The organism is Gemmatimonadota bacterium, assembly GCA_016704275.1.
GTDB lineage: Bacteria > Gemmatimonadota > Gemmatimonadetes > Gemmatimonadales > GWC2-71-9 > Palsa-1233.
This window is the reverse complement of the sequence record JADJAK010000001.1, coordinates 565,636-581,916: the sequence shown is the minus strand read 5'-3', so window position 1 is coordinate 581,916 and position 16,281 is coordinate 565,636. Positions and strand designations below refer to the sequence as shown.

General features: G+C 68.7%; 16 protein-coding genes. 11 read left to right on the top strand and 5 right to left on the bottom strand.

All coding sequences use genetic code 11. The features are described 5' to 3' along the window. Positions 1-16: 16 nt before the first annotated feature. Both IPG05_02745 and IPG05_02740 read right to left on the bottom strand, forming a co-directional pair. A complete protein-coding gene (locus IPG05_02745; GenBank protein MBK6494012.1) occupies positions 17-1,546 on the bottom strand; it encodes a peptide MFS transporter in 1,530 nt (509 codons plus the stop codon). A 32-nt stretch (positions 1,547-1,578) separates the two neighbouring features. Further along, complete coding sequence (locus IPG05_02740; protein ID MBK6494011.1) at positions 1,579-2,136, bottom strand: hypothetical protein; 558 nt, start codon at positions 2,134-2,136, stop codon at positions 1,579-1,581. Positions 2,137-2,244: 108 nt separating this feature from the next. Between IPG05_02740 and IPG05_02735 the strand changes: the two genes are divergently transcribed. From IPG05_02735 to IPG05_02720, 4 genes are read left to right on the top strand one after another with little or no spacing between them, the layout of a single operon-like run. Beyond that, positions 2,245-2,733, top strand: coding sequence for a hypothetical protein (locus IPG05_02735; GenBank protein MBK6494010.1), 489 nt, complete (start codon positions 2,245-2,247; stop codon positions 2,731-2,733). Positions 2,734-2,746: 13 nt separating this feature from the next. Next, the gene (locus IPG05_02730) at positions 2,747-3,823 is read left to right on the top strand and encodes a glycosyltransferase (protein ID MBK6494009.1); all 1,077 of its coding nucleotides are present in this window, start codon (positions 2,747-2,749) and stop codon (positions 3,821-3,823) included. Further along, positions 3,823-4,614 (top strand): glycosyltransferase, encoded by a 792-nt coding sequence (locus IPG05_02725; protein MBK6494008.1) that lies wholly within the window; start codon positions 3,823-3,825, stop codon positions 4,612-4,614. The genes IPG05_02730 and IPG05_02725 overlap by 1 nt, the downstream gene beginning before the upstream one ends. After that, entirely contained in the window at positions 4,611-5,366 is a 756-nt protein-coding gene (locus IPG05_02720; GenBank protein ID MBK6494007.1) for a DUF3108 domain-containing protein, read from the top strand. Before IPG05_02725 ends, IPG05_02720 begins: the two co-directional genes overlap by 4 nt. Positions 5,367-5,445: 79 nt before the next feature. On the opposite strand, the gene IPG05_02715 is transcribed toward IPG05_02720, so the two are convergent. Next, entirely contained in the window at positions 5,446-5,667 is a 222-nt protein-coding gene (locus IPG05_02715; GenBank protein ID MBK6494006.1) for a hypothetical protein, read from the bottom strand. Positions 5,668-5,757: 90 nt separating this feature from the next. Between IPG05_02715 and thiO the strand changes: the two genes are divergently transcribed. Beyond that, positions 5,758-6,867 carry a glycine oxidase ThiO gene (thiO, locus tag IPG05_02710; GenBank protein MBK6494005.1) on the top strand — a complete coding sequence of 370 codons (1,110 nt, stop codon included), beginning with the start codon at positions 5,758-5,760 and terminating at the stop codon, positions 6,865-6,867. Between the two features lie 30 nt (positions 6,868-6,897). Here the strand turns inward: thiO and IPG05_02705 are convergent, their stop codons facing one another. Beyond that, positions 6,898-8,319 (bottom strand): hypothetical protein, encoded by a 1,422-nt coding sequence (locus tag IPG05_02705; protein ID MBK6494004.1) that lies wholly within the window; start codon positions 8,317-8,319, stop codon positions 6,898-6,900. Next, positions 8,316-9,035 (bottom strand): ABC transporter ATP-binding protein, encoded by a 720-nt coding sequence (locus IPG05_02700; GenBank protein ID MBK6494003.1) that lies wholly within the window; start codon positions 9,033-9,035, stop codon positions 8,316-8,318. Before IPG05_02700 ends, IPG05_02705 begins: the two co-directional genes overlap by 4 nt. Before the next feature lie 215 nt (positions 9,036-9,250). Between IPG05_02700 and IPG05_02695 the strand changes: the two genes are divergently transcribed. The 6 genes from IPG05_02695 to lpdA all read left to right on the top strand — a co-directional run bounded on the left by IPG05_02695 (position 9,251) and on the right by lpdA (position 16,255). Beyond that, entirely contained in the window at positions 9,251-10,366 is a 1,116-nt protein-coding gene (locus IPG05_02695; GenBank protein MBK6494002.1) for a hypothetical protein, read from the top strand. Between the two features lie 240 nt (positions 10,367-10,606). Then, positions 10,607-11,545, top strand: coding sequence for a lipoyl synthase (gene lipA, locus IPG05_02690; GenBank protein ID MBK6494001.1), 939 nt, complete (start codon positions 10,607-10,609; stop codon positions 11,543-11,545). Next, positions 11,546-12,577, top strand: coding sequence for a pyruvate dehydrogenase (acetyl-transferring) E1 component subunit alpha (gene pdhA / locus IPG05_02685; protein ID MBK6494000.1), 1,032 nt, complete (start codon positions 11,546-11,548; stop codon positions 12,575-12,577). Beyond that, positions 12,577-13,557 (top strand): pyruvate dehydrogenase complex E1 component subunit beta, encoded by a 981-nt coding sequence (locus IPG05_02680; protein MBK6493999.1) that lies wholly within the window; start codon positions 12,577-12,579, stop codon positions 13,555-13,557. Before pdhA ends, IPG05_02680 begins: the two co-directional genes overlap by 1 nt. Before the next feature lie 4 nt (positions 13,558-13,561). After that, positions 13,562-14,764 (top strand): 2-oxo acid dehydrogenase subunit E2, encoded by a 1,203-nt coding sequence (locus IPG05_02675; protein MBK6493998.1) that lies wholly within the window; start codon positions 13,562-13,564, stop codon positions 14,762-14,764. A gap of 90 nt (positions 14,765-14,854) precedes the next feature. Further along, positions 14,855-16,255 (top strand): dihydrolipoyl dehydrogenase, encoded by a 1,401-nt coding sequence (lpdA, locus tag IPG05_02670; protein MBK6493997.1) that lies wholly within the window; start codon positions 14,855-14,857, stop codon positions 16,253-16,255. Positions 16,256-16,281 lie beyond the last annotated feature (26 nt).

Sequence of the window (16,281 nt, the reverse complement as noted above, 5' to 3'; positions counted from 1 at the left end):
TCGATCATCGTGGTTGCTAGTTGGCTTCGATCATCCGCTTGATCGGCTTGATCATCAGCCCGAGGATCGCGGCGGTGATGAAGAGGGCCACTGCGGTCCAGAGGAAGAGCTCGGGCATCTGCTCGAGCTTCTCCGGATCGACGCGACCGCCGACGAGCCCGGCGATCAGGTTGCCCACCGACGCGGCGAGGAACCAGATCCCCATCATCTGACCGACATACTTCCGTGGCGCCAGCTTCGTCATCGACGACAGCCCCACCGGCGACAGGCAGAGTTCGCCGAGCGTCTGGAAGAGGTAGCTCCAGACCAACCACATCGGCGACACCTTGAGCGTGCCGCCACTGGCGACGACATCCTTCGCGACGATCACCATCAGGCCGAAGCCGACGCCGGCGAACGCCAGGCCGAGCGCGAACTTCGCCGGCGCCGACAGGTCACCGCCACGCTTGGAGAGTCCGACCCACACCGCGGCCGCCACGGGCGCGAAGATGATGATCCAGGCGGAGTTGACCGACTGGAACCAGGTGGCCGGGATTTCGAAGCCGCCGACGACGCGGTCGGTGAAGTCCCGCGCGAAGAGATTGAGCGAGGTCGGGGCCTGTTCGAACGCTGCCCAGAAGAGGGCGGCGAAGATGAAGAGCACGAGGATCACGACGGCCTGCTTCTTCTCCTGCCGCGTGAGCGAACTGTCGAGGAAAACGAAGCCGAAGAAGAGCGCGCCGAACCCGACGAGCACGTACACCATGTTGAGGCCGATCGCTTGCGGATCGAGGGTCACCACGCCACTCGCGACCAGGGCGAAGAGCGCCACGATCGACGCCAGGATGACGCCGACGACCATCTTCACCGAGCGTTCCTGCCTGGCCTGCACCGCCGCATCCGGATGCCGCACGATCTCGGTGCCAAGGTCGCCGAGCGTGCTCGGTGCGAAGAGCTTGAAGGAGACCAGGCCGAAGAACATGCCGACGCCGGCAGCACCAAAGCCCCAGTGCCAGCCGATGCTCTCACCGAGGAAGCCGGTGACCAGCTGGCCGACGAAGGCGCCGGTGTTGATGCCCATGTAGAAGATCGAGAAGCCGGCGTCCCGCCGCGCGCCACCCTCGGGGTAGAGATCGCCCACGATGGCGGAGATGTTCGGCTTGAGGAGCCCGGTGCCCATCACGATCAGGACCAATCCGGCGAAGAAGGCGAGCTTCCCCGTGGTCCCCTGCCCTGCGAGGCCGGAGAGGCCGATCGAAAGGTGGCCCAGAGTAATCAGGATCGCCCCGTAGTAGATCGACCGCCGCAGCCCGAGCCATCGGTCGGCAATCCACCCGCCCGGCAGGGAGGCGAGATAGACGCAGGCCGCATAGATCCCGACGATGGCGGAGGCCTGTCCCCGATCGAGGCCGAATCCGCCGTCGAGGAGCGCGGCCGACATGAAGAGCACCAGCAACGGCCGCAGGCCGTAGTAGCTGAAGCGCTCCCACATCTCGGTGAGGAAGAGGGTCCGGAGTCCGACCGGATGACCGAAGAAGCCGGTGCTGGGTGCCTGGCTCACGTGTATCCCCGCATGATGAGGAGGGCCTGCAGGATGGATCAGGCGTCGGGCTGGGGCCGTTCGCCGAGCTGCTTCTTCAGGTGCGCCAACTGTGCCTCGACCGCCGCCTCGCGGGCGCGCTGCTCCAGCGCGTAGCTCTCGAAGGGCGAATCGTCGAGCGTGCTGCCCGGTTCGGCGGTCGCGCCGAGCGGGGCCGCGCCATCTCCGGGAATGCCGCGTGACGCGGCCTGATAGCGACGCTTGGTGCCCTCGTAGTCCTCTTCGGCCAACCCGAGCTCGTCGCGCTGCACCAGCACCTTGCGCTCGAGCAAGTCCACGCGAGCGGCGGCCTTCGCGGTGAACTCATCGGCCAGCGTGGCGGTTTCGGTGTCGCCGATCTCGGCCGCCATCCGACCACGGCGGGCATAGTCTTCGGCCTCGCGGCGCGCCTGCGTCAGTTCCGCCTCGGTGCGCCCGAGCGCCTCGCGGAGGTGCCCGATGCCGATCTTGAATTCGACCAGCGCCTCGCGGAGGCCGGCGGCCTGGTCACGGGCACTGGCTCCCGCGCGCGGGGCAAAGAGGCGGTCGAGATGAGCCTTGAGGTCGTCGAAGTCCATGGCCTGCTGGGTGTGGGAAACGGGGCGAATGGTACCCGCCGCGACGCGCGGCGGTCAAGCAACCGCTGGGGATGTAGATTCCGACGTCTCCGGCCCCACGAGGTTTCGATGTCGCTCCGTTCCGTCGCCACCACCACGTTCGTTCTCGCACTTGCGGCCTGCAGCGGTGGCGGCGGAGGCGGCTCCGTCTCCTGCGGGATCGCCTCCCTGACCGGACCGCTCGTGGCCAAGGAAGCCTTCGCGAAGGGGAATTCGCTGGTGGCGCCGCCCGATTCCATCCCGGCATCGGTGCCGCTCCGGATCGTGGCAGGTCAGGCGCTCCGCGGCCACGTGACCAGTGCCGATTCGCTGGGCTGGCACCTCTCCTCCCCCGACACGATCGCCGACGGAACTCCGGTCGGCTTCGGCGTGTTGCTCGTCGATCGCCAGGGCGTGACACTCGGGGCGCTGGTCTACGAAGGCGTCTCGATTCCGGGCGCGCCGATCCTGGGCGACCTCACCCTCCGTGACACCATCGTCCCGCTCCTCGGGGTGCGCGTCGATCGGCGCCAGATCGAGGATCCGAAGTGCCCACTCTTCCCGGACTCGACCCACTGAGCTCGGCGCCACGATGACCACCGCTCGCGTGCTGCACGTCGCCAGCGGCCGCGAGTGGCGCGGGGGGCAGCGGCAGGTCCTCCTGCTGGCACGCGGACTCGCCTCCGTCGCCACCGTCAGCTCGCAGGTGGTGACGGGTCGCGGCACCCGCCTCGCCGAGGAACTCGCCGCCGCAGGGGTCTCGTTGCACGAGACGCCGTGGCGCATGGGACTCGACCCGCGCGCCCTCGCCCGCGTCGTACGACTGACCACTCGTGACACACTGCTGCACGCGCATGACGGACACGCGCATGCGCTCGCCGATGCCGCCGCCCAGATCACCGGGGCACGCGTCGTGGTCACGCGGCGGATCAGCACCGCCATCACGTCACCGCGCCGCTACCGGCGCGCGGCTGCCGTCATCGCGCTCTCCGAGGCGATCGCGGTGCAGCTGGCATTGGCCGGCGTGTCGCCCCACCGCATTCATCACGTGCCGCCGGCCGTCGACCTCGCGCAGCTGGGGCAATCACCGGCCTGGCCCGCTGGCGTGCCCCACCCCGGCGCCACCACGCCGTGGATCACGGTGATCGCCGCCCTCACCGCCGAGAAGGGGATCGACCTCCTCCTCGAGGCCGCGGCGATCATCGCGCCAGCGCGCCCGGAGCTGCGCTGGCTCGTCCTCGGTGAGGGCGACGAGCGTGCTGCCCTGGAGGCCCGACGGCACGCCCTCGGCCTGGACGAGGTGGTGCAGATGCCCGGCCATCTGCTCGGCCCCGAAGGCGCGCTGGTCGGTGCCACGCTCGCCGTGCAACCCTCCCGCAGTGAGGGGTTTGGCTCCAGCGTGCTCGACGCCCTTGCCCTCGGGATCCCCGTGGTCGCGACGGCCGTCGGGGGACTGCCCGACGCGTTGGCGGCCGGCGGCGGGCTCCTGGTCGCCTCAGGGGATCCGGTGGCCCTCGCGGACGGGGTCTCGAGCCTGTTGGACGATGCCCCGCGGCGCACCGCGCTCGGTGCCGCAGGGCGTGCGGCCGCCGCGGGCTTCGGCGTGGACCGATTGGTCGAGCGGACGCTCGCCGTGTATCGTTCGCTCGACCTTCACCCTGGCGACTGATGCTCTACTTCTGTATTCCGACCCACGACGAAGCCCCGACCGTCGGGCTGCTGCTGTGGAAGATCCGACGCGTGCTCGAGGAATCGGCGCGGGAATATCAGTTGCTGGTCGGCGACGACGCCTCCACCGATGCGACCACCGAGATCCTCGCGCCCTACGCCAAGGTGCTGCCGCTCTCGGTGCTTCGCTCCGAGAAGCATCTCGGCTACGCCGCCACCGTCGAGCGGCTGCTGAAGGAAGCGCTCCGCCGCTCCGATCGACACAAGCGCGACGCCGCGATCCTCCTGCCGGCCGACTTCACCTTCGATCCTGCCGAACTCTCCGAATTCCTCAAGCGGATCGACAGCGGTGCCGACCTGGTAATTGGCGAGGCCACCCAGGTTGACGAAGCGGACAAGTGGCGGCGGCGGGTCCGACGCTGGGCGCCGCGGCTCCTCGGCCGGCATGTGCGTGTGGCCGGTGTCCGGGACATCGTCTCCGGAGTGGCCGCGTTCCGTCTGGTCACCCTGCGGGCGGCCTTCAAGGATCGACCTGACCGCTGGCTCGAGACGGAAGGGTGGGCCGCCAATGCGGAGTTGTTGAGTTGGGCCGCCGCCGGCGCACGACAGGTGGAATCGGTGGCGATCACCGAGCGCGTGGAACGTCAGCAGCGTGAATCACGTCATGCGGCGTGGGATCGGGCCAAGGCATTGTGGGCGGCCCGTCGCCAGCTGGTTGCTCCGCCCTCCAACCCGGAGGCGGGGCGCAAGGACCGGTCGCCCCGCGCGACCACGACCCGGGATACCGCGTGAGCTTGCTGTTCGCCGGACTGTCGCTGCTGTTGCAGACGACAACACCTCCCCCCGCAACGCCCGTCCTCGCACCGGCGCCGTTCGGCGTAGGCGAGACACTGGTCTTCAAGGGGAAGTTCAACCTCTTCCGCCCCTGCTGCGCCACGCTCTCGGTCGAGGCCATCGACACCGTGCGCGGCGTGCCGAGCTACCGCTTCTCGTTCAACTCGAAGATCTCGATCCTCGGCATCTTCACGAGCGAGAGTCAGCTCACGTCGTGGACCGGTGTCGACGACTTCATCTCGCGCCGCTTCCTCAAGGTGATGTCGGACACCAGGCCGCCGCGGCAGGACTTCAAGATCTATCCCGACTCCGGCTTCTATCGCCGCAACGTCGACACCGCCACGAAGGCCACCTCGACGGTGCCCCTCGACGACGTCGCGTTCTTCTACTACATCCGGCGGGTTCCGCTCGAGGTGGGGCGGACGTACGAGTACCACAACTATTGGCGGAAGAGTCAGAACCCGGTGCGCGTGCAGGTGCTGAAGCGCGAGGTCATGGAGTTGCCCGACGGCTCGAAGGTGAACTGCCTGGTGCTCTATCCGATCGTCGACGAGAAGAACGGCATGTTCTCGAAGACCTCGAACGCCCGGCTCTGGTTGACGGATGACGCCCGACGGATTCCGGTGCAGATTCGCTCGACCTACAACTTCGGCGACGTCACCCTGATCCTCGACCGGATGACGCTCGCGCCAGGACGCCGCGCCGAGTAGCGCGGCAACCCAGGCCACCAGATACGAGAACGCCGGCGCCATCCCATGGGGATGACGCCGGCGTTTCGATACCGCAGGGTCAGGCGGTCGGGGCGGAATTGCCGCGAATCGTTTCGCGGACCTTCTGCGCCGTGCTCGGCGACACCATCTTCAGAATCGTGTAGATCACGAATCCGACGAAACCCCACCAGAGAATCGTCAGCACGAGACCGATCAGCGCCCCAAAGACTGCGGTAAGGAGCTTGAACGCCATCAGGGCCAGAAAGGCGAAGACGGCAAACCCCGAGATGTTCCGGACCATGTTAGACTCCCCAGCGAGGGTACGGGCGCACCATGCGAACCCGTCGGTGGAATCTACGCGAAGTCTTTAGCTGAGGTTTCAACTCGCATCGTGACAACCAAGACGGCAGACGTGGTGGTGATCGGAGGCGGGGCGGTCGGGTCGGCCACGGCCCGTGCCCTCGCCGTGGCCGGCGCCAAGGTGATCCTGTTGCAGCGGCCCGAAACCCCGGGTGAGGGGTGGCGTGCCGCGGCCGGGATGCTCGCGGCCCAGATCGAGGGGACGACCGACGACCCGCTGCTGAATCTGGCCCTGGCTGGCCGGGCCTTCTATCGGCGGCATGCCGACAGCCTTCGCGAAACGACCGGGATCGACATCGGCCTCCAGCTGACGGGCATCCTGCAGGTCGCCCGGAGCGAAGCGGATGCCGCCTCGTACCGGACGAAGGTCGCCTGGCAACGGCAGCAGGCCCACCGTGCGGATTGGCTCGACCCCCAGGAGGTCGAGGAAGGGTGGCCCTGGCTCGCGCCCGGGCTCGGCGCGTTCTGGTCGCCGGAGGACGGCTCGCTCGACCCGGCCGCGACGGTGCGGGCGTTCCGCGCCGACGCCGTTCGGCTCGGCGCTTCCATCATCGAGGACACCGCGACCGGGCTCGACCGGAATGGGGACACCCTGCTCGGCGTGATTGGCGAGGCCGGCCGTTACGCCGCTGGGCATGTCGTGTTGGCTGGGGGGGCGTGGGCCGGACGGATCGAGCACCTGCCACGGCCCGTCTCCGTGGAACCGGTGCGTGGCCAGATGGCGGCGTTTCCGTGGCCTGAGGGGATCGGACAGGCGGTGGTCTACGGGACGCGTTGTTATTTGCTCCGCCGCGGCGACGAGATGCTCGTCGGCGCAACGATGGAGCACGCCGGATTCGAGGTCACCACCACGGCAGACGGCCTCGCCGATCTCTTCGCACGGGCATCCGCGCTCTATCCGCCCCTCGCGACCATGGCGCCGCTCCGGAGCTGGGCCGGCCTCCGACCCGGCACGCCGGACGGACGGCCAATCATCGGCCCCGAGCCACGGCTGCCCGGGCTCTGGTATGCCGCGGGGCATGGCCGCAACGGAATTCTGCTTGCGGGCGTGACCGGCGAATTGATCGCGGCTTCCATCCGTGGCGAACCGTGGAGCGACGAGATGCATGCGGTGCGCGCCAATCGCTTCTGGAACTGGTAGGCGTCGCGACTCCCCACCCGTCGACGCGAGCTAGGCTTTCCGCCCGTCGTAGCTCGCCAACCCACGCGCAAACAGTTCGGTACCGACGACCAGGGCCAGCAGTGCCGCGCCAAGCGGCAGTGCGGGACCTGCCGCGAGGCGCATTGCCCGCCAGCGCAGGAAGAGATCCTCGATGTCGCTGGCGGCGGCCTCCTCCGGCGTCAGGAACCAGACCGCGACTAGAAGCGCGCCGATGACCAGCGCCACCCGGAAGAGCCGCCGCTTGGTACTCCAGACGGCCAGCGCCGCGCCGATTGCCCCCATGGCGAGAAACCAGAGCCAGCTCATGCCGACCATCGTCGCCGTCACGGCGTTGCCGTTGGCCGCGCGTGAAAGTGCCATCAGCGCGGCCCCGGGGACGGCGAGGACCATCACCGCCAGCAGGTGGCCGAGTGCGACGAGGCGGCGCGGATGCGGCAGATGTTGCAGCCCTTCGAGGGCACCGGTGCCCCGGGCGGTGAGCAATTGCAGCGCAATCCCGCCAGGGACGAGGGCGGCGAGGATCGGGAGATAGCCACGCGCAAAGTTGGCGAGTTCACCGATGTCGGCCACGACCACGGCCACGAGCACCGCCGCGATGACGAGCTCGCGGCGGAACTGCTCGAACGCCAGTCGCAGCCGGAGGCGTGCGACGGCGAGCAGCGGCCCGCGGCCGAGCGCGGCGAGTTCCCGCTTCGGGGCGGCGCCGAGTCGCACGCCAAACGCGGCCGGGTCGGGGCGGAAGCGTGCCAGCCCCTGTGCGAAGAGCGCGACGCCCCCGACGAAGGCCGTAACGACAGGCAGCGCCAAGCCGGCGAGCAGCAGGAGCCCGACCCGCCATGGGGCATCCATCCAGGTCATCACCTCGGCGGCCGCCGCTTCCACGGTCGTCTCGATCATCGACTTCGCCGACGCGGGCAACAGCGACGGCAGGAGCCAGATCGTCATCGGCAACCACCACAGTCGACGCAGCGAAAAGCGGGCGTTCAGGCCGAGCATGAGCCAGAGGAAGCACCACCAGAGCACTTGCAGCGTGCCGGCGGCGATGACGATCACCGGTGCCGCGACGAGGGCCGGCGCCTCCGCTTCCCGTGCGATACCGATCCCGACGGCGATCAACGCGATCAGCATCGGTGCCGTACGGATCGCTGCGCCGAGGAGGCGACCGGCAGCGATGGTGCGCAAAGGAATCGGAAGGGTGCGATCGAACTCGAGGTGGCCGTGCATCTTGTCGGTGGCGAGGCTGCCGAGCGGCCCGAGGCCCGCGACCATCACCACCGGCAAGGCGAGCATCCCGACCACGAGTGCACCGGTGGGCGGAAGCACGAGCGTCGCCACGATCGCGGCCGCCGCGAGCCCGCCGATCCACAGCATGGCCGACCGACCACGCCAGAGTTCGAGTCGCACCACGGCGACAAAGGCGCGACGGCTCACGGCCGGTCGCGGAGCACGTCGGCCACCAGCGCCGTGAGTTGACCGGAGGCCCGGGCCTCCGTGAGCGCGTCACCGGCGAGTTCGCCCACCAACTGCCCGCGACGGAGCAGCAGCGCGCGATCACAGAGCGACTCGACGTCCTCCAGGAGGTGCGACGAGAAGAGCAGCGCTCGCCCCGGCGACGCGGCGAAGCACTCGCGGAGCAGCGCCAGCAGTTCGAGGCGCACCACCGGGTCGAGGCCGTTGGTCGGTTCGTCGAGGACGAGCAACTCGGGTCGATACGCCTCGGCGCCAATGTAGGCCGCCTTGACGGCCGTGCCGCGGGACAGCGCCGCAATCCGCTCCCCGGTGTCGAGGCCGAGTCGGGCGGAGAGGTCGCGCTGGTAGGCGTCGTCCCAGGTGGGGTAGCAGTCGCGCAGGAAGGCGTACCATTCCCGCACCCGCAAGGCGGCGTCGGCCGGGGGCTTCTCGCCCGCAAAGCCGATCTTGGCGCGCCAGGCGTCGGGGGCGGCCTGCGGGTCCCGCCCCGCCACCTCGACCACTCCGCGACGGTCCAGCAGCCGCCCGGTCACGGCCCGGAGGAGGGTGGTCTTCCCGGCGGCGTTCGCCCCGAGCAGCGCGACCGTCTCCCCGCCCTCGATCGCGAACCCCAAGGGGCCGAGGGTGAAGGTCGGGTACCGGACGGTGAGCTCGCGGGTCTCGAGGATGGCTGTCACGAGAAAAGGCCGGCCGGGTTGGAGGTGGTGGAAAGTGATGGCGCCCGGCCACCGGGGAAAGGGCGACGCCCCCCGGCGGCGCACGGAAGGGGACTCCCGAGCCGGTACGAATCCGGTTAGGCCTGAATGCCGGACGCAACCCCGGCACGCCGCGTCGCATCACCACGCTGGTATCCCCTCCCCACCCACCCTCACTGCACTCGGAGAGTACCCCCATGAAGCGACCCTGGTTCGCAGCATTGGCCGTCACGCTAGCCGTGGACTCCCAGCCCGCCGCCGGTCAGCAGGCACGGCTCCTCAGTGCGGCGAGCGAATTCGCCGGTGAGTTCTCGAGCATCCGAGGTTTGCGCGCGCTCCCCGACGGTCGGCTGGTCGTCACCGACAACAAGGAGAAGCAGATCCGGCTCCTCGACTTCGCGAAAGGGACCTCGAAGACGTTGGCGCGCCTCGGCGAGGGACCCCAGGAGTACAAGGCAGTTGGCACGGTGCAGCGCGACAAGGGAGGCGGCGTGGTCGTCTATGACCCGCAGCAGAAGCGATTCCTTCCCGTGACGGCGAACGGCGCAGTGCAGGATGTGAAGGCAATCCCTCACGCGCCAAAGGCGATGACCTTGGTCATGGGCGATGGTCCCGACATGTACACCATGGACACGATCGGCAACACCTTCACGACCGAAGGCGGCACGCCGGCATCGCCGCGCGCAACACGCGCGATCATTCGTGAAGGCGCGAGTGGGCGGACGACACTCACGGAACTGCGGCTCCCGGAGAGTCGCCGATTCGAGGGTGGGCAAGGAATTTCGATGACCCGTGCGGTCTCCTTCTCGCCTCGTGACTACTGGGCGGTGGCCGCAGACGGGTGGGTCGCAGTCATTCGCGCGTCGCCATACCGCGTCGAGTGGTACCCCCCCACTGGCCAGGTCGTGAAGGGCCCAGCGCTCGCGTACGAGCCGCTCCCCGTCACCGAGCAGGACAAGAAGACGGTGCGTGAGGAGACGGCGCGGATGATGTCTTCTGGCGGTCCGGCGGCGATGATCAACGGCAAGGCGGTCCGCCCACCGGTGGCAGAGCCCGATTTTGCCGATACGAAGCCGCCAGTCACCGGGCGTGTCGCGCTGATCGACGAGCAGGGTCGACTCTGGGTTGAGCGCAGTCAACCGGCCGGCGCGACCACATCACTGCTCGATGTCGTCGATCGAACGGGCGCGGTGATCAGTCGCTTCGCCCTTCCGGCGGGCTCCCGCCTGATCGGCTTCGATCGCACCAGCGCCTACGCGGTGCGGACGGACGGGGACGATCTCGTCCACCTGCAACGCTTCCCCTTGCCATGACGCGGTAGGTGCGCGGCGGGGAGCCCGGGCGCAGGCACAGTCCCGGACGTGGGCACGGCCGGCCGGCGCCCCCCGCTCCCCCCCTGCTCGCTCGGCTTGGCCCACCCCCCCGGGTGGGCTATTTTGTTGCTCCTGCGCCAGTTCCGGCTGGCGCGCGACCTCGGCGAGACGGAAGGAGTCCGCGTGGCCGTGCCGCTTGTCCAACTGACCCGCCAGCCCACCCCTGATGCCTCGGGGGGGATGGTTCCCATCGCCCCCGCCCGAAAGCCGAGTTGGCTGAAGGTGAAGGCGCCCGGTGGGCAATCCTATATCAAGATCCAGGCAATGATGCGCGAGCTGGGCCTTCACACGGTGTGTGAAGAGGCCCGCTGCCCGAACATCGGCGAATGCTGGGAACACAAGGCCGCCACCTTCATGATCCTGGGTGACGTCTGCACGCGGAACTGCACCTACTGTGCGGTGTCGCACGGCACCCCGAAGGCGTTCGACGCCGCCGAGCCGGTCAAACTGGCCGAGGCCGTGGCGCGGATGGGGCTGGAGCACGTCGTGATCACCTCGGTGGACCGCGACGACCTGCCGAACGGCGGTGCCGAGGCGTTCGCGGGTTGCATCACGGAGATCAAGGCTCGCCTGCCGGAGACATCGGTCGAAGTGCTGATCCCCGACTTCAAGGGATCGGAGCAGGCGCTGCGGATCGTGATGGAGGCGAAGCCGGACATCCTCAATCACAATCTTGAGACGGCCGAGCGGCTCTATCGACTGGCCCGTCCGGGCGGCCGGTATGACCGTGCCCTCCGTGTGCTGGCGAACGCGCGCGCCATGGATGCCACCGCCCTCACCAAGTCGGGGATCATCCTCGGCATGGGCGAGGAGTGGGATGAGGTGATCACCTGCCTGCGCGACCTGCGCCGCAGCGACGTCAACATTGTCACCCTCGGGCAGTACCTCCGGCCATCGGATGGTCACCTCCCGGTGGTGCGCTACTACACGCCGGACGAATTCGCCGAGCTCCGCGAGATCGGGCTCCGGATGGGCTTCTCGCACGTCGAGAGCTCGCCGCTGACGCGCTCGTCCTATCACGCCTGGGATCAGGCCCGGTCGGCACGACCGGGTCCCGCGCGCAGCGAGGGATCCCTCCCCACCGGCATGGCGGCCACCGCCGCCCCGGAGAGTTTCTAAATGGCCGTAAGCACCAGCGACGCCCCCAAGGCACGCCGCCGCGGGACCGACGCCCCCTACGCCGACCAGTATCAGGACTGGTTGCGCATGATGCTGTTGATCCGCCGCTTCGAGGAGCGCGCCGGCGAGGCGTACTCGATCGGCCAGATCGGCGGCTTCTGCCACCTCTACATCGGCCAGGAAGCGGTGGCCGTGGGCCTGATCTCGGCGCTCCGTCCGGACGACTACGTGATCTCCGCCTACCGCGAGCATGGCCAGGCGCTGGCGCGCGGCATGTCCTCGCGCTCGATCATGGCGGAGCTCTTCGGCAAGGCGACCGGCTGCTCGAAGGGGAAGGGCGGCTCGATGCACCTCTTCGATCTCGCGAAGGGCTTCATGGGCGGCCACGGCATCGTCGGCGGCCAGATCCCGCTCGGCGCCGGTTTCGCCTGGGCGGCAAAGTACCGGAAGACCGAGCAGGTCTCGCTCACCTTCTTCGGCGAGGCCGCGGCCAACATCGGGTCGTTCCACGAAGCGTTGAACATGGCGGGGCTCTGGAAGCTGCCGGCGATCTTCGTGATCGAGAACAACGGCTACGGGATGGGCACGGCGGTGAAGCGTGCGGCGGCGATCACCGACCTGCACCTCCGCGCGGCGAGCTACGGGATGCCCGGGGTCGAAGTCGACGGCCAGGACATCATCGCGGTGCGCGAGGCGGCCGAGACCGCGTATGCCCGCGCCCGCGCCGGCGAAGGCCCGACGCTGCTCGACATCCGCACCTTCCGCTACGTCGGGCACTCGATGTCCGACGCGGCGAGCGGCACGTATCGCAGCAAGGAAGAGCTCGACGCCTCGCGGCAGCGTGACCCGATCGCGTTGCTCGAGGCGCGGATGCGCGATGCCGGCATGCTCGACGACGCGGGACTCGCGGCGATCGAGGCCTCGGTCGCCGCAGAGGTGGCCGACTCGGTGACGTTCGCCGAGGAATCCCCCGAGCCCGACGCTGGCGAGCTGTACACCGAAGTGCTGGCGCCGCACGGGGAGGACAACTGATGGCCGTCCTGACCTATCGCGACGCCCTGAACGAAGCGCTGCGCGAAGAGATGCAACGCGATGGCGACGTCTACCTCATGGGTGAGGAAGTGGCCGAGTACAACGGCGCCTACAAGGTCAGCCGCGGCCTGCTCGAGGAGTTCGGGCCGATGCGCGTCGTCGACACGCCGATCGCCGAGCTTGGCTTCGCCGGGATCGGCGTCGGGTCCGCGATGACGGGCCTCCGCCCCGTGATCGAGATGATGACCTGGAACTTCGCGCTGCTGGCGATCGACCAGATCGTCAACGTCGCCGCGAAGATCCGCTACATGAGCGGTGGCCAGATCGGCTGTCCGATCGTCTTCCGCGGCCCGGGCGGCGCGGCGCTCCAGCTCGGGGCGCAGCACTCGCAGGCCTTCGAGAGCTGGTACGCGCACATCCCCGGCCTCAAGGTCGTGATGCCCGCCACGCCGGCCGACGCGAAGGGGCTGCTCAAGAGCGCCATCCGCGACAACGACCCGGTGGTCTTCATCGAGGGCGAGATGCTCTACAACCTCAAGGGCGAAGTCCCCGAGGGCGAGCACCTGGTCCCGATCGGCGTGGCCGACGTGAAGCGCGCCGGCAACGACGTCACGATCGTCTGTCACTCGAAGACCGTCGCGCCGGCGTTGAACGCGGCCAAGGCGCTCTCCGAGGAGGGGATCGACGCCGAGGTGCTCGACCTGCGCAGCATCCGGCCGCTCGACGAGGAGGCGATCCTCCGCTCGGTGGCCAAGACCCACCGCGTCGTCGTGGCTGAAGAAGGGTGGTACTTCGCCGGCGTCGGGGCGCAGATCGTCGACCTGATCCAGCGCGAGGCGTTCGACGACCTCGACGCCCCGGTGCTGCGGGTGCACCAGGCCGACGTCCCGATGCCGTACAACAAGTATCTCGAGAAGGCGGCCAAGGCCGACGCGACCAAGATCGCGGCGGCGGTTCGCCGCGTCTGCTACAAGGATTGATCGAATGGCCACCAAGGTCGTGATGGAAGCGCTGTCGCCGACGATGGAAGAGGGACGCCTCGTCGAGTGGAAGAAGAACGAGGGCGATGCGGTCGCCGTGGGTGACGTGCTCGCCGAGGTGGAAACCGACAAGGCGGTGATGGAGCTGGTCGCCCGCGGTGCCGGGGTCCTGCTCAAGCAGGTCATCCCGGTCGGCACCACGGCGCCGGTGGCGTCGGTCGTGGCCTGGATCGGGGCGGCGGGGGAAACCATTCCCGGCGACGCGGGCGGAACCCCCGCCGCAGGGGCGCCGCCTGCGGCGCCCGCGGCACCCCCCTCCGCGCCGGCGCCCGCCGCGGGCACCCCCACGCCGGCCGCCGGTGGGCGCGTGAAGGCCTCCCCGTTGGCGAAGCGCGTCGCTGCCGAGCGCGGGCTCGACCTCGGCGCGATTGCCGGGAGCGGACCCGAGGGACGGATCGTGGTGCGCGACCTCGACGGCGTGGCGCTCGCACCGGCGGCTGCCGCGACAGGCTTCGCGGCGTCGGTGTACACGGACGTGCCGCTCACGCAGATGCGCAAGGCGATCGCCAAGCGACTGGTGCAGTCGATCGGCCCGATTCCGACCTTCTACCTCACGGCCGAGGTGGACATGGAGCGGGCGCACGAGATGCGCGAGGCGCTGCTCGCCGCCGACCCGAAAGGCGGGAAGTTCTCCTTCAACGACCTGATCATCCGCGCCACCGCGTCGGCCCTGCGGCAGCATCCGTGGGTGAACGCCTGGTGGTCCGACGATCACATCCGGCAGTGGCACGACGTGCACATCGGCGTCGCCGTCGCGGTCGAGGACGGACTCATCACGCCGATCGTCCGCCATGCCGACCGGAAGACGCTGCGCGAGATCGGCGGCGAGGTCCGCGAGATGGCCGGACGCGCCCGCGAGAAGCGCCTGAAGCCCGAGGAGTACACCGGCGCGACCTTCTCGATCTCGAACCTCGGCATGTTCGGCATCGACGAATTCACCGCGGTGATCAATCCGCCCGAAGCGGCGATCCTCGCCGTGGGCCGCCTGGAACAGAAGCCCGCCGTCGTCGACGGCGAGCTGGTGGTGCGCCGCCGGATGCGGATCACCCTCTCCTGTGACCACCGCGTGATCGACGGCGCCACCGGGGCGGCGTTCCTGAAGACGCTGGTGGGGATGCTGGAGAATCCGCTGGCGATGGTCTGGTAACTCGATGATCGATGATCGTCCATCGATGATCGATCATCGATCATCGATCATCCACCACTAATTTCGACCTTAACGCGGAGCTCCACTCCCGTGGCCAATCAGTCCTTTGACGTCATCATCATCGGCGGCGGTCCTGCCGGGTATCCGGCGGCCATTCGCGCCTCGCAGCTTGGGCTCACGGCATGCGTCGTCGAGCGCGACAAGCTCGGTGGCGTCTGCGTGAACATCGGCTGCATCCCGACCAAGGCGCTGCTGCACTCGGCCGCGATGGCGAACAGCATCCGGAAGGAAGCGAAGGAGCTGGGCATCGAGGTCGGCGAAGTGAAGACTGACTACGGCGTGGCGATGAAGCGGTCGCGAAAGGTCGCCGAGCAGAACTCGAAGGGCGCCGAGTTCCTGATGAAGAAGAACAAGGTGACGGTCATCAAGGGGACCGGCGTGCTCGCCTCAGCGACGACGGTGAAGGTCGGCGACGACGTGCTCACCGCCAAGAAGGGGATCGTGCTGGCGACCGGCTCGCGCACCAAGGGGATTCCGCCGGTCGGCCTCGCCATCAACGGGACCACGGTGATCACCTCGGACGAGGCGCTCTTCCTCGAGAGCGCCCCCAAGCGACTGGCGATCGTCGGCGCCGGCGCCGTCGGCTGCGAGTTTGCCGACATCTTCAACGCCTTCGGATCGGAAGTGACGCTGATCGAAGCGTTGCCGCGCATCCTCCCGATCGAGGACGCCGAGTGCTCGGACGTGATCGCCAAGGCGTACAAGAAGCGCGGCATCAACGTGCTCGCCGGCGTGAAGGTCGTGAAGGCCGACGTGAAGGCCGCCGAGGTGAGCATCACCGTCGAAGTCGGCGGGAAGCAGGAGACGATCACCGCCGACAAGGTGCTGATGGCCGCCGGCCGCGCGGTGAACACCGAGGCGATCGGACTGGAGGCCGTCGGCGTGAAGCTGACCGACCGCGGCTTCATCCAGGTGAACCCGGCCACCCTCGAGACCACCGTGAAGGGTGTCTACTCGATCGGTGACGTGGCGGGCCCGCCGATGCTGGCCCACAAGGGGACGCGCGAGGGGATTCATGTCGCCGAGGTGATCGCCGGACACCACCCGAAGGCGATCGACTACAGCAACGTGCCGAGCGTGACCTACTGCCATCCGGAAGTGGCCTCGATCGGGCTCACCGAGGAGCAGGCCAAGGAACAGAAGCTCGACTACCAGGTCGGCCGCTTCCCGTTCTCGGCCAACGGCCGCGCCCGCGCCTCGAACGAGACGGACGGTTTCGTCAAGATCATCCGCGGCAAGAAGTACGGCGAGATCATCGGCGCGCACATCGTCAGTGGCCACGCCTCGGAGATGATCCACGAGCTGATCCTGGCCCGCACCAACGAGTACACGGTGGAAGAGGTCGACCTCGCCATCCACGCGCATCCGACGCTCTCCGAAGCGATCGCCGAAGCGGCGCTCGACTCGCTGGGTCGGGCGGTGCACATCTAGGCCCGATGATCGATGATCGATCATCG